Source organism: Fundidesulfovibrio butyratiphilus, from assembly GCF_054657235.1.
The window spans coordinates 567,908-581,030 of the sequence record NZ_BAAHXA010000002.1 but is presented as its reverse complement, the minus strand read 5'-3'; the positions used below and the strand labels follow the sequence as shown (position 1 = coordinate 581,030).

Below are 13,123 nucleotides of genomic sequence, written 5' to 3'. Positions count from 1 at the left end.
CTGACCGCCGCATGAAAGGCCTCTGCGAATCCCCGAAGAAATTCCTCCGGACCGTCGGAGGCCTTTTTCCCGCTTCCCGCTTACAACAACACGCCTTCTTCCTGGGCGATTTCCCGGCGCACTTCATCCATATCAATGACCAGGGGATCGACCAGATTGAAGCCGCAACCGCCGCCCCAATCCTGTTCGTCGGCGAACTTGCCGTCGTAGCGCACATCGTCGATGATAAGGAAGTCCTTCACCTTGAGCACGCGGTCCCAACGTTGCACGAAGAATTCGAACTTCGCGGGATCGAAATTTTCCACATTGTTCCACTGCCAGGTCATGTTGCAGTACTCGTCGTCATAGCCGAGCATACAGAGATGGCTGACCTTGGTATTGAAATAGATGCGCCGGCGAAGCAGCACGGCGTCGTCTGCGACATGGGAGCTGTCAAAGGGAACGTCCTTCCCGTCAACGGAGACGCGCATGACGCAATCGTCGTCATACTTCATGCCGCAGGTGCTCGTATTGCCGTTCTTCCACCAATGGATGTACTTCTGCTTGTAGATTTCTCTGCCAAGCGTGCGCACCTTTTCGGCGGTCTTTGAAGAAATCGGGTGAAGCGCCAAATCGCAGCGGCGTCCCATGATCGAGAGATGCAACACCATGGTGGACCTCCAAAGGGCGCATGGCAACCGTAGCGGCGACCACGCATCGGGGTTGGGTTTTCTTTTCGGATACTCGATTTCATTCAATTATGCCAGAGCCATGAGCCCTGAACGACCCGATATTGTGAAATTTCTCCCACCTTGACCGATTGCAAGGACCGAGCCAGATTAAGGCGAAACGCCCCGCGCCGGACGCAAAAAAGCCCCGGACACGGCAAACCGCGTCCGGGGCTTGGAGAGTGCGTATCGGCGTCGCGCTAGAGCACGCGCAGATGAACGGGCTCGGCCTTGACAAAGGGATAGGTGCGAATCTTGGCCAACGCGGCCAGCACGTCGCGCTGCCGCGCGTGATGGGTCATGAACACGATGGGCACCACGGTTTCGTCCGGGCAATCCGGGTCGGCCTTTTGCAACACCTGATAGATGGAGATGCCCGCCGCGCCCATGGCCCCGGAAAGGGCGGCCAGCACGCCGGGACGGTCTTCCACCGAGAAGCGGAAGTAGCGTTTGCTCACTTCCTGGTCCGCCGACAGCACGTCGGCCGGGGGCAGGATCTTTTCGGGAAAGCCCGTGTTGTTGGGCGCGGCCCCGTCGCGGGCCAGGGCCATGATGTCGGCCAGCACGGCGCTGGCCGTGGGGCGTCCGCCCGCGCCCTGCCCGTACAGCATGATGGAGCCCACGGCGTCGCCGGTCACGCGCACGGCGTTGAACGCCCCGTGCACCTGGGCCAACAGGTAGGAGTCGGCTAGCAACATGGGATGCACCCCGGCGCTGATCTTGCCCTCCACCATGCTGGCCTTGCCGATGAGCTTGATGCGGCAGCCGAACTCCTTGGCGTAGGCGATGTCGAGCGGCGTGACGCCCGTGATGCCGGTCACGGGCAGGTCGCTCAGGCTGTAGTCGCGTCCGTAGGCCAGCCGGATGAGCAGGGCCAGCTTGTGGGCCGCGTCCACGCCTTCCACGTCCAGGGTGGGATCGGCTTCGGCGTATCCTTTCTTCTGGGCCTTTTTGAGCGCCGCCTCGTAGGACAGGCCCTTGGAGGTCATCCGGGAAAGGATGAAGTTCGACGTGCCGTTCAAAATGCCGGTGACGTCGAGAATGTGATTGCCGGCCAGGGACTCCTTCAGGGTCTGCACGATGGGGATGCCGCCGCAGATGCTGGCCTCGTAGTACAGGCCCACGCCCTGTCGTTCGGCCACGGCGAAGAGCTCGGAACCGCGCTCGGCCAGCAGCGCCTTGTTGGCCGTGACCACGTGTTTGCCTGCCTCCAGGGCGGAAAGAACCAACTCGTGGGCCATGGTCTGCCCGCCCATGAGCTCGACCACGATGTCGACATCCGGGTCCCGGGCCAACTCCCTGGGGTCGTCGACAAGGCGCGCGCCGGCCGGAAAGGGCACGGGGCGCGCTTTGGTCCGGTCGCGCACGGCCAGGGCCATGACCTTGACTTCACGGCCCAGGCGGCGGGTGATCCAGCCGGCGTTTTCCGTGAGGATGGAAGCCAATCCCTGGCCCACGGTGCCGAATCCGGCCAGACCGAGGCGGACCGGAAGCTGACTCACGCCCCCCCCGACAGGACCCGTTTGATGCCGCGCATGGCCTGATTGATGCGTTGGCGGTTCTCCACCAGGGAGAAACGCACATGGTCGTCGCCGAAGTGGCCGAAGCCCAGACCGGGCGAAACGGCCACGTGTCCTTCCTTGAGCAGGAGCTTGGAGAACTCCACCGACCCCATGGCCTTGTATTCGTCGGGGATCTCGGCCCACACGAACATGGTGGCCTTGGGCGAGGGCACGTCCCATCCGGCGCGGGACAGGCCTTCGATCAAGGCGTCCCGGCGGTCCCGATAGACTTCGCAGATTTCGTGCAGGCACTCCTGCGGACCGTTCAGGGCGGTACAGGCGGCGATCTGGATAGGCTGGAAGATGCCGTAGTCCAGGTAGCTCTTGATGCGGGTCAGGGCGTGGACCATCTCCTTGTTGCCGCAGCAAAAGCCCACGCGCCAGCCGGCCATGGAGTAGCTCTTGGAAAGCGAGAAGAATTCCACGCCCACGTCCTTGGCCCCCTTGGCCTGGAGAAACGACGGCGCCTTGTAGCCGTCGAAGCACAGGTCGGCGTAGGCCAAGTCGTGGATGATCATGATGTCGTGTTCTTTGGCGAACTCCACGAGCTTGTCGAAGAAGGCCACGTCCACCACCTCGCCGGTGGGGTTTTGCGGATACGACACCACCAGGGACTTGGGCTGGGGCCATGTCTGCCGGGTGGCGGCCATCAGGTCGTCGAAGAAGTCGCGTCCCTTGCCGATGGGAATGCGGCGCACGTCGGCTCCGGCGATGATGGCGGCATACGGATGAATGGGATAGGCCGGGTCCGTGGCGAAGACCACGTCGCCGGGCTGAAGCATGACCAGGGCCAAGTGGGCCATGCCCTCCTTGGCACCCATGGTGACCACGGTTTCCGTGTCGGCGTCGAGTTCGACCCCGTAGCGGCGCAAGTACCAGTTGGCGATGGCCAGGCGAAGTCCCGCGATGCCGCGCGATGCCGAATAGCGGTGGTTTACGCCCTTCAGGGCTGCTTCGTTGAGCTTATCGACAATGTGCTTGGGGGTGGGAATGTCGGGATTTCCCATACCCAGATCGACGATGTCCACGCCTTGCCGGCGCATCTGCATCTTGAGCTCGTTGACCACGGCGAAGACGTAGGGTGGCAGGCGCTCCATGCGCGCGAATTTGTGCATCGCTTTCAACTCCCTGGTTATGAATAAGCGCGGAGACTAGCCCGACCCGCAACGCCTGTCAAAGGGCAAACCGGCAAATCACGTCTTGACCGCGCGCCCCTTGGCGTTTATGTACGACTTCCCATTCGCGGAGAGGTGTCCGAGCTGGCCGAAGGAGCTCCCCTGCTAAGGGAGTACATGGGCTAAAACCTGTGTCGAGAGTTCAAATCTCTCCCTCTCCGCCACCTTCGAGTGCAAAAGCCCCCGGCGTCAGACGCCCGGGGGCTTTTTCGTGGGCGGAGCGCAAGCGGGACAGGGCCGTTTTCTTTCCCGTCCACGCTGCGTCCACCGCCCGTCGCACAGTCCGTATTTCCTCTGGATTCGCCCCGTACTCGAATTTTCGCTAGAAATTCGCAAAATGCGCCACGTAGCGCAGAATATCTTCGTCGCCGGCCTCGCCCCGGGCCATCTTGCCCTTGAGCCGGGAGATTTCCGACGCCCGGGCCGCCCGGGGCATAAGGCTTTCCCCGCCGTCGTCGTAGGCGAGCACATGGCGCGCGAAGTCCGAATCGCGCTCCATGCGCTGGGCCACCTCTTGATAACGACGCGCGGCGGCGAGTGCTTCTTCCAGTTCGCGCCTGCGGTACAGATGAGCTGTGGCGTTGGCCAAAAGCGCCTGAAACTGAACCTCGTCCAAATCGGCCTCGCCGTGGCCCGCTACAAGCCGAATTCGCCCGGCGGGAACCTCGCGGCCGTTTCGTGACAAAAGAGCCTGACAATGGGGAAAACGCATGACGGATACCTCCGATGGGTCTGATGTCGCCCGGACTTGGCCGGACGCCCTGACGAGACAGACCGTTCCCGATATTTTTCACCCCATATACGGCCATATGGGAAACTATCTTGCAACACTCTTAATTTACAGAATATTTATTACACAGCCCTCACCGTTTCCGACTCGTCGCCACCTGTCGTCGTTGCGCGTTCTCGAAATTCAATGTACTCTATTCCAACATAGCCCTATATGTGGTGAAATTTATTTATTCCACCGTATGATCCTCCGAAAACCGTGCGCTCAAGCCGCACGCAGGAGGACATCATGCCTTATGACAACACACCCGCGCAGCCGGAAGCCCCGGACGCCGCGAGTTCTTTCAGAGGCTGGGGAACAGGATCGGCCGACCTGGGCCGCCAGACGGATTTCGCCAGCCAGGTGAGCGACTTCATGAACGCCGGGACCGCTGGCCAGTCTCAGACCGGCATGCCGGCCTGGCGGCCCATGGGCCTGTCGGCGTCGGGCGACGGCGCAAGCGCCCAGGCCCCGACGCTCCACCCGGTCACGCTGGACCGGGTCCAGGACTTTCTGTCCGGCGGACAGCGTATTCCCCCCTGGACCGGCGCGCCGACCTGGAACTGGTCGGGGCTGTCGTCGCCAGGCGCGACCGGAACGCAATCGCCCTTGAGCCTCACGGGTGCGCCGCAGCCGAACGGAGATTCCGGCGAGCATGCTGGTAAGGACGACCTTACCTGCGTACCATACGGCTACATTGATGCTGAAACCACTGTTCCCGCATCTGGCCCATATAACAGCAGCCCCAGCGCGGCGGAACGCGCCCAGGCCAGAGTGGACTATGCGCGCAGCCAGTTGGGTTCGACAAGGTGGACCATGGAAGACCACTGGTATTCACCAACAAAATATTGGAAATGCAACGAGTTTGTCGCCGCTATTCACCGAAATGGAGATCCTTGCGGATCAAGCTACCCAACCCTCCATCGTGAAGGCAGATTTGGACTGCTCAAGGATATAAGCAAGGCGACTCACATCGGCGAAGACATGCTCCATAACTACACAAATCCAACAGTTACCGATCTTGCAAATCCAGAATTTGAAAAAGACAAACTTGAATATCTCGACGTCAAGAATGCCCAACCAGGCGACATCATTGTTTGGCATATACCCAACACGGACGTACACCACAGCGCCATTTACGTTGGAGATGGCAAGGTGATTCATGCGAATGCGAAGGAAATCGTGGAAAAACCCCTTGCTGATGTTCACAAAGGCGTACAGCCTATTGTTCGGCGATACAACTAAGCAACCCGGCGGCTCACCGTTCCCCCCGGTGAGCCGCCATCAGGATGGCCTTATGGCTTCACAAGCGATCAACACAGGCGCTCAATCCAATCAATTCATCCTATCATGCATAAACACTTGCATACTTTTTATTTTTCAAATTATCCTGTTTGTTTTCATAGGCATACTCTTCCTGCTTCTTCCCTGGAAAACGATCTCAATAGATTACCTCTTCGGAGGCGAGCCGGCATCCAACGCCCTTTGGTATTTAGTTATCGTCTGGACGTACGACATAAAAAAACGCAACAAGACAAGGCTTCCCACAATTGCCTCAACAATTATATTGTGCATCGTTGTAAAACTTTGTTATGAACTATTTTTTTATTCACCAGTTATACTTTACGATCTTGGCATTGAAAAGTACGCTTTATACAAAATTGTCGCATGTTTCGACTCGTACAAATCCGCCATAACACATGCCATAAAGGATTTACCAATTTTCCTGATCGAATTTGCAGTATACAGATATATTGGCTTTATTGTTAACAGAGCAATCCTTCCTGCTGCCGACCGTATGTCTCTACGATTTGCAAAAATATTTCTCCTGCGAAAAGCACACAATATCGATACTTAACCTAAACACTCCTTGCCAAATCTATGGCGCCAACACTGCTACTTTGTTGCCAGAACTCAGCATACCATCTTTAAAATTACATTGACACACAAAAAAGTACCGGCTGTTTGCTCTCCGCTTGCCTTCTAAAATACATGCTCAGTATATTTAAAATGTTGTATCCTGTAGTTATTTAATTTCACAGTAGCCGACCTTGCGAACCCGGAATTCGCAAAAGACAAAATGGATTATCTCGACATCAAGGACGCCCAACCCGGCGACATCGTTGTTTGGTACGATCCTTCCCGTGGAGTCCATCATACAAGCGTCTACAGTGGAGAGGGAAATGTAATCGGTGCTGGACGAAAAGAGGTTACAGAGCAACCGTATAAAGGTCTATTTAATGGCGTTACACCAATTGTAAGACGGTATAAATAACTCAGCAACGAGGCCTCGCCTTGACAAAAGGCGGGGCCTCAACAAAGAATTTCCCCATGACAACAAGACACATTGTTATATGTAGTGTGACAAGTTTTTTATATATTTTTATTTATTTGATTTGCATCTTAATATTACAGATTATTATATACTGCGCATCATGCGTGACCCTAGACGTCTACATATGTCCATCCATACACAATACATATATTAACAGCCGTAACTGCATCCCATCTGCGCTTCGCATTTTGCCATTTCTATGGATATATGATGCGAGTATTAGCAACAATCGCAAGCTGCGATCGATGATCATAACAACCATACTTATCGGAGTTCTTCTTCCTCCCGCAGAAACCGCGCTCTGGTGGCTTTCCATCCCTCTATACAATATGGGATTTATAAACGATCTCGCTCCGAAGCTTCTCATCTCTCCGACTTCGGTCGATGAAGTTATCTGGGACACAGTGCGAACCATCCCCATCTTTCTCGTTGAACTCGCGGCGCTTCGCGCCCTTGGCTACGCCATCAACCGTCGGCTGTTTCCTTGCCTCGAACGCCTGGCGCGGGCGAGCGCGATTCGTATTCATGGCCGACTGCGCCGCCTCTGGCGCGACAAATCTTGACGAGAATCTTACGCGGCGTATGCGGACTGGCGCTGCATACCCGGCCGACACCAAGGGCGCCCAGCCCTCCCACCCGCGCGAAAGCGCCCCATTTCCCTTTCTCCTTCCTTGCCGTCCCCCTCCCCTGTAGGCCCTCCCCCACGCCGCCACCGACACTTTTCGCAATTTTCAAAAATGTCTCTTGCCATGGGGACAAACTTCCTCGCTTTGCGCAATCTTTTTTCCACGGGGATTTCCTGGCGCTGTTGACTTCATCCAGCGGATGGTTCAGAAGACAAGAAAATAACATTTTTGTAAAAGAAGGCCGCCCATGAAATTCACAGGTTACGATGTTGGCCCCTTTTACGACGAGATGTTCGCCGCGCCTGGGCAGCCCCGCGAAGGGGCCAAGCTCCTGGTGGAGAAGATCGAGTCCCTGCCCGACGGAGAGTTCGTGCGCCGTCAGCACAAGGCCGAACAGGCCCTCTACGACCTGGGCATCACCTTCACGGTCTACGGACACGAGGAGGGAACGGAAAAAATCTTTCCCTTCGACGTGACCCCCCGCATCATCGAGGCCAAGGACTGGGACAAGCTCGAAACCGGGCTCAAGCAGCGCATTTTCGCTCTGAACCTGTTTCTTGACGACATCTACCACGAACAAAAGATCCTCAAGGACGGCGTGATCCCCCGCGAGATCATCGAAACAGCCGAGGGATTTTTGCGGCCCTGCATGGGTGCCAGGCCTCATCACGGGGTCTGGGCCCACGTCACCGGCACGGATCTGGTGCGCGACGAACACGGCAAATTCTTCGTGCTGGAGGACAACATGCGCTGTCCTTCCGGCGTCTCCTACGTACTGGCCAACCGCACCCTCATGAAGCGCACCTTGCCCGAAGTGTTCGCGGCCTCCCGGGTGCGCCCGGTGGACAACTATCCGGCAAAGCTCCTGGACCTTCTGCTGCGCATGGCCCCGCCGCGCGCCTCCAGCCCCTGCGTGGCCCTGCTCACGCCCGGCATCTACAATTCGGCCTATTACGAGCATTCGTTTTTGGCCCTGCAAACCGGCATCGAACTCGTGCAGGGGCTCGACCTGGTGGTGGAAAACGACTTCGTGTTCATGCGCACCACCAAGGGGCTCGAACGCGTGGACGTCATCTACCGGCGTCTCAACGACGACTTTCTCGACCCCCAGGTCTTTCGGCCCGAATCCCTGCTCGGAGTCCCGGGCATCCTGTCGGCCTGGCGGGCCGGCAACGTCAGCCTGGCCAACGCCCCCGGCACCGGCGTGGCCGACGACAAGGTCGTCTACGCCTTCGTGCCGGACATCATCCATTACTATCTGGGCGAGGCCCCCTTCCTGTCCAACGTGCCCACCTACCTCTGCTGGCGCGACGACGACCGGGCCTACGTGCTGGACAACCTTGAAAGCATGGTGGTCAAGGCGGCCAACGAATCCGGCGGCTACGGCATGCTGGTGGGTCCGGGCTCGACCAAAAGCCAACGCGAGGAGTTCGCCGGGCGCATCAAGGCCAAGCCGCGCAACTACATCGCCCAGCCGGCGCTCAACCTCTCGCGCGCGCCGGTGATCGTGGACGACCATTTCGAAGGCCGCCATGTGGACCTGCGCCCCTACATTCTGCATGGAGGGGACGACGTGCAGGTCATTCCCGGCGGGCTGACGCGGGTGGCCCTCAAGAAAGGGTCGCTGGTGGTCAACTCGTCCCAGGGCGGCGGCAGCAAGGACACCTGGGTGCTCGAACACTAACCGCAAGGGGAAGGCGTATGCTTTCGCGCGTGGCCAACGCCGTCTACTGGATGAGCCGTTATCTGGAGCGGGCCGGCAACATCGCCCGTTTCGTCGAAGTCAACTGGCATCTCACCCTCGACCAGCCCGGGGCTGGGATGGAGGCCTGGAAACCCCTTATCGTCGCCAGCGGCGACAACGCCCTGTTCGAGGAGCGTTACGGCGAATACGACGCCGCCACGGTCATCACCTTTCTGAGCTTCGACCAGGACTCGCCCAACTCCATCGCTTCCTGTCTGTGGGCGGCCCGGGAAAACGCCAGGGCCATCCGCGAGGTCATTCCCTCGGAGATGTGGGAACAGATCAACATCTATTTCCACCTGGTGCGCGAGGCGGCCAAGCGCCCCCTGGAGGCCGTGGAAAACCCCTTCGAATTCTGCCAGCAGATCAAATTGCGCGACTTCACCCTGGGCGGAGTGGCCGCCGACACCATGATCGAAGACGACGCTTGGCACTTTGCCCGCATGGGCCGCCTCCTGGAACGCTGCGACAAGACCTCGCGCATCCTCGATGTCAACTGCCATCGCATGCTGCCCGGCGAGGGCGGGCCGACCATGGTGTTCGACTCCATCCACTGGGCCGCGCTCTTGCGGGCCACAAGCGCCCTGAACGCCTTCCGACGCTGCCGGGGGCGCATCTCGCCGGCCAAGGTGGCGGACTTTTTGCTGCTCGACCACGAATTCCCCCGCTCGGTGCTCTACGGCCTGACCAACGTCCAGGCCTCGCTGCACGCGATCACGGGCACGCCCTCGGGCATCTTCACCCGCGAGAGCGAGCGCCTGGTGGGCAGGCTGTGCGCCGATCTCTCGTACTTGACCATCGAGGAGGTTTTCGAGCACGGTCTGCACCGGTTCACGGACCGCTTGCAAACCCGCATGAACGAGGCGGACATCCGGCTGGGACGAGAATTCTTCGGCTACCCGGGACCGGAGTCGCAACAACAGGTGGAACAATGACATTCTGTTTGGGGATCACGGTGGAGGACGGCCTGGTTGGCATAGCGGACACCCGCATCACCGCGGGCAACGAGATGACCACGGCCCAGAAACTGAGCACCTACGAAACCCAGTCCGGGGCCTTGTTCTTCATGACTTCGGGACTGCGCTCGGTGCGCGACAAGGTGGTAACCTATTTCGAGGAAGCCCTGGAGACCTGCCAACCCCTGGACAAGCTCTACAAGGCCGTAAACATCCTGGCCGACATCATCCGGCGCGTGGCCAAGGAGGACAAGGAATACCTGGACCAGTCCGGGCTCACCTTCAACATCCACATGCTCATGGGGGGGCAGTTCGAGGCCGACGCCACGCACAAGCTCTACCTCATCTACCCCCAGGGCAACTGGGTGGAGGTGTCTGCCGGCACGCCGTATCACATCATCGGCGAAACCGGATACGGCAAACCCGTGCTCGACCGCACGCTCAAGCACGCGGATTCCATCCACTTCGCGCTCAAGGTGGGCTGCCTGGCCTTCGACTCCACGCGCATCAGCGCCGCGGGGGTGGACTTCCCCCTGGATGTGGTGGTCTACTCCAAAGGCAGTTTCACCCTGATCGAACACCGCTTCGAACAAAAGGAGCTGGCCCACATCTCCACCTGGTGGCAGGAACGGTTGCGGGAAAGCGTCCACGCCCTGCCCTCGGAGTGGATCGAAGCCATCGCGGCCGAACTGTCCCCGGTCACCCGCAAGCTCCACTGCAAGACCGGCGAGTAGAACCGTGCGCTTTCGCGTCGTACACGAAACCCGCTACCGCTACTCCAAGCCGGTGTTCCTGGAGCCGCATCTGGTGCGGCTGTGTCCGGCGTCCGGCCCGGCCCAGCGCCTGGAGAGCTTCGCCCTGGAGGTGACGCCGCGTCCCTCGGGCTCCTGCGCCCTGCTCGACGCCTGCGGCAACACCGTGCACAACCTGTGGTTCGAAGGTCTGTGGGACGAACTCGCGGTGCGCGCCACCCTGACCGCCAGCACGCTGCGGACCAATCCCTACGACTACCTGCTCGCTCCCGGGGCCATGACCCTTCCCGTGGACCTGACCCCGACCGAACGCCTGACGCTTGAACCCAGCCTGGTCCCCACGGGCTGTCCCGTGGCCGGGGACCTCTCCCGCGAACTGAACGCCCTGGTCCAGGGCGACAGCGTGGCCTATCTCCATGCGGCCAACGACTGGCTGCACCGCAACGTGTCCGTCACCCCCAGACCCGAACCCGGCCTGCAAAGCCCGGCCCGCACCCTGGGCACGCGCCGGGGCGCCTGCCGGGACGTGAGCCTGGTGTTCATGGAGTTGTGCCGCCTGGCCGGCCTGCCGGCCCGGTACGTTTCCTGCTACCAGGCCGGCGATCCGGATCAGACCGAACACGACCTGCACGCCGTTGCCGAAGCCTACCTGCCCGGCGCCGGATGGCGCGGCTTCGACCCCACCCTGGGCCTGGCCGTGGCCGACGCCCACCTGGCCCTGTGCGCCAGCCCCTTCGCCGAAGACACCGCCCCCCTGACCGGGACGTTCCGGGGCGATGGGGCCACGGCTCGACTCACCCACCGCATCGTCATCGACATCCTGGACTGATCTCCCTTCGCCCGGGCTCGCGGCGCCAGGGACTTCCGAGCCCGGAACGCCCACAAGCCGAACGCGCGCGTCGGTTTTGCGCGCGTTTTGCGGTTCGCGCCGAGCGTTCGCGGCCGCGTTCCGGGCCGTCTCCTTGTCAGGTATTTACTGCTTTTGGCGAGAATATCTTTACAACAGCAGGCGCATGGGCTAGTGCTCATAGACACGCGGATGAGTATTCGATTACGTCAACGCTGCCGGACGAATATGCCGAGACGCATTCCCGGCGAGGGAGCTGCCATGAGCATGGTGGAAAAGGTCAAGCAGGGCATCGCCCGCATGGCGCGGGACTTCGGCGGGCCGTCGGCCCTTGCCGAGCGTTCCGGCGTGGGCCAGCCCAACCTCTCCAAGTTTCTGGCGGGCAAGGCCATTCCCCGTTTCGACACCATCGCCCGGGTGCTTGAAACCCTGGGAGCCAGGATCGTCTTTCCCGACGACGAAAAGAACACCACCCGGCCGGTGGTCTTCGCCTCCGCCCGGCGCGGCGCGGTGGCTACGGAGAGCGCGCCCCAACCCGCTCCGGAAAACTACATGGCCATCCCCCTGGCCCTGCCCCCCGCGGCGGCCGGTTCGGGGCTCATCCCGGCGGACGCCGTGCGCGGTTGGGTATTGGCCCTCAAGGACCAGTCGTCCATCCGTTACCGCACCAACCTGGTGGCCCTGGAAGTGGGCAAGGGGCAGGAATCCATGGCCCCCACCCTGCATCCGCTCGATATCGTCCTGGTGGATCGCGACGACTTCCGCCCCGAACCCGACGGCTCCATCTTTCTCGTGCGCGAGCCGGGGCCGGACGGCGAAGTGTCCCTCAAGCGGGTGTACACCAGCCGCAAGCAGGACCGGACCCTGCTCACCTTCCTGTGCGACAACCCGGACCGGCGCTCCTATCCGCCCTCGGTCTACTGCCTGGAAACCGACTACCAGTCCGACTTGCGTCGGGCCATGGTGGGACGGGTGATCTGGGCCTGGTCGGACATGACACGCAAATAGACCTCCTCCGTCGCACGGCGGAATGCGGCGGGCGTCCCCGAAGCGTCGGGTTGCGCGGTTTCGACGACCGGACCGCGCGACCCGGCCGGGACGTCCGCCTGCGCCATTTCGGCCCACGCCCGGCCGTCCGGTATTCTTTTTCTCCCATTTTTCTTGCTCCTTATTCTATTCGCACAAATATTCTTAAACGAATAGTTCTTGTACACCAAAGGCCCAAACAATCGCGTCTCCCCGAATTTTCTGGCAGATTCTAGCGCAGCAAGATATTCTTTTAAGAAATTTGATGTTGACTTTAATTCGATTACGAATATTGTCCCCGCCTGACGCCACCTGACGGCTTTCCTGGCAAACGCGGTGAGGCCGGTACCGGCAGACCCAAGGCCAGAGCGCTCCGAGGCCCAATCACGGGGGCCAGGCGGGAGAGAGGGAAGACCACAAGCCCAGCGGCCGGGAAGCGAAATCGACAAGGCGTATTCGTCAGGACTTACCTGACACCCAAGGCCGGCGAGGGAAAAACCATCCGGCCCCGCGCGGCGCGGGTGGACCGCTGCACAGTATCGTCAAACATCCGGCCGGGAAAAACCATGCCAGGGGCTTTCCCGGCCGGGATCAAACCAAGGAGTCCGCCGTGACACGCCCGCG

General features: G+C 60.3%; 11 protein-coding genes and 1 tRNA gene. 8 read left to right on the top strand and 4 right to left on the bottom strand.

Annotated features, from left to right (window positions below; all coding sequences use genetic code 11):
• Positions 1-80: 80 nt before the first annotated feature.
• The 3 genes from ACYQ01_RS13595 to ACYQ01_RS13585 all read right to left on the bottom strand — a co-directional run bounded on the left by ACYQ01_RS13595 (position 81) and on the right by ACYQ01_RS13585 (position 3,384).
• Entirely contained in the window at positions 81-650 is a 570-nt protein-coding gene (locus ACYQ01_RS13595) for a hypothetical protein (protein ID WP_459934396.1), read from the bottom strand.
• Between the two features lie 257 nt (positions 651-907).
• Complete coding sequence (locus ACYQ01_RS13590; protein ID WP_459934395.1) at positions 908-2,209, bottom strand: homoserine dehydrogenase; 1,302 nt, start codon at positions 2,207-2,209, stop codon at positions 908-910.
• Positions 2,206-3,384: an aminotransferase class I/II-fold pyridoxal phosphate-dependent enzyme gene (locus ACYQ01_RS13585; RefSeq protein WP_459934394.1), complete on the bottom strand. Its 1,179-nt coding sequence runs from the start codon at positions 3,382-3,384 to the stop codon at positions 2,206-2,208. The genes ACYQ01_RS13590 and ACYQ01_RS13585 overlap by 4 nt, the downstream gene beginning before the upstream one ends.
• Positions 3,385-3,513: 129 nt before the next feature.
• On the opposite strand from ACYQ01_RS13585, the gene ACYQ01_RS13580 reads away from it, so the two are divergent.
• Positions 3,514-3,608, top strand: a tRNA-Ser gene (locus ACYQ01_RS13580).
• 158 nt (positions 3,609-3,766) lie between these two features.
• Here ACYQ01_RS13580 and ACYQ01_RS13575 read toward each other — a convergent pair.
• A complete protein-coding gene (locus ACYQ01_RS13575; RefSeq protein WP_459934393.1) occupies positions 3,767-4,156 on the bottom strand; it encodes a hypothetical protein in 390 nt (129 codons plus the stop codon).
• Positions 4,157-4,462: 306 nt separating this feature from the next.
• Here ACYQ01_RS13575 and ACYQ01_RS13570 point away from each other — a divergent pair, with 306 nt between their 5' ends.
• The 7 genes from ACYQ01_RS13570 (at position 4,463) to ACYQ01_RS13540 (ending at position 12,481) form a co-directional block, all read left to right on the top strand.
• A complete protein-coding gene (locus tag ACYQ01_RS13570; protein ID WP_459934392.1) occupies positions 4,463-5,458 on the top strand; it encodes an NlpC/P60 family protein in 996 nt (331 codons plus the stop codon).
• A 1,335-nt stretch (positions 5,459-6,793) separates the two neighbouring features.
• Positions 6,794-7,111, top strand: coding sequence for a hypothetical protein (locus ACYQ01_RS13565; protein WP_459934391.1), 318 nt, complete (start codon positions 6,794-6,796; stop codon positions 7,109-7,111).
• 310 nt (positions 7,112-7,421) lie between these two features.
• A complete protein-coding gene (locus tag ACYQ01_RS13560) occupies positions 7,422-8,858 on the top strand; it encodes a circularly permuted type 2 ATP-grasp protein (RefSeq protein WP_459934390.1) in 1,437 nt (478 codons plus the stop codon).
• Positions 8,859-8,875: 17 nt separating this feature from the next.
• Positions 8,876-9,853, top strand: coding sequence for an alpha-E domain-containing protein (locus ACYQ01_RS13555; RefSeq protein ID WP_459934389.1), 978 nt, complete (start codon positions 8,876-8,878; stop codon positions 9,851-9,853).
• Positions 9,850-10,608 (top strand): proteasome-type protease, encoded by a 759-nt coding sequence (locus ACYQ01_RS13550; RefSeq protein WP_459934388.1) that lies wholly within the window; start codon positions 9,850-9,852, stop codon positions 10,606-10,608. Before ACYQ01_RS13555 ends, ACYQ01_RS13550 begins: the two co-directional genes overlap by 4 nt.
• Positions 10,609-10,612: 4 nt before the next feature.
• The gene (locus ACYQ01_RS13545) at positions 10,613-11,455 is read left to right on the top strand and encodes a transglutaminase family protein (protein ID WP_459934387.1); all 843 of its coding nucleotides are present in this window, start codon (positions 10,613-10,615) and stop codon (positions 11,453-11,455) included.
• Between the two features lie 279 nt (positions 11,456-11,734).
• The gene (locus ACYQ01_RS13540; RefSeq protein WP_459934386.1) at positions 11,735-12,481 is read left to right on the top strand and encodes a S24 family peptidase; all 747 of its coding nucleotides are present in this window, start codon (positions 11,735-11,737) and stop codon (positions 12,479-12,481) included.
• Positions 12,482-13,123: the final 642 nt, after the last annotated feature.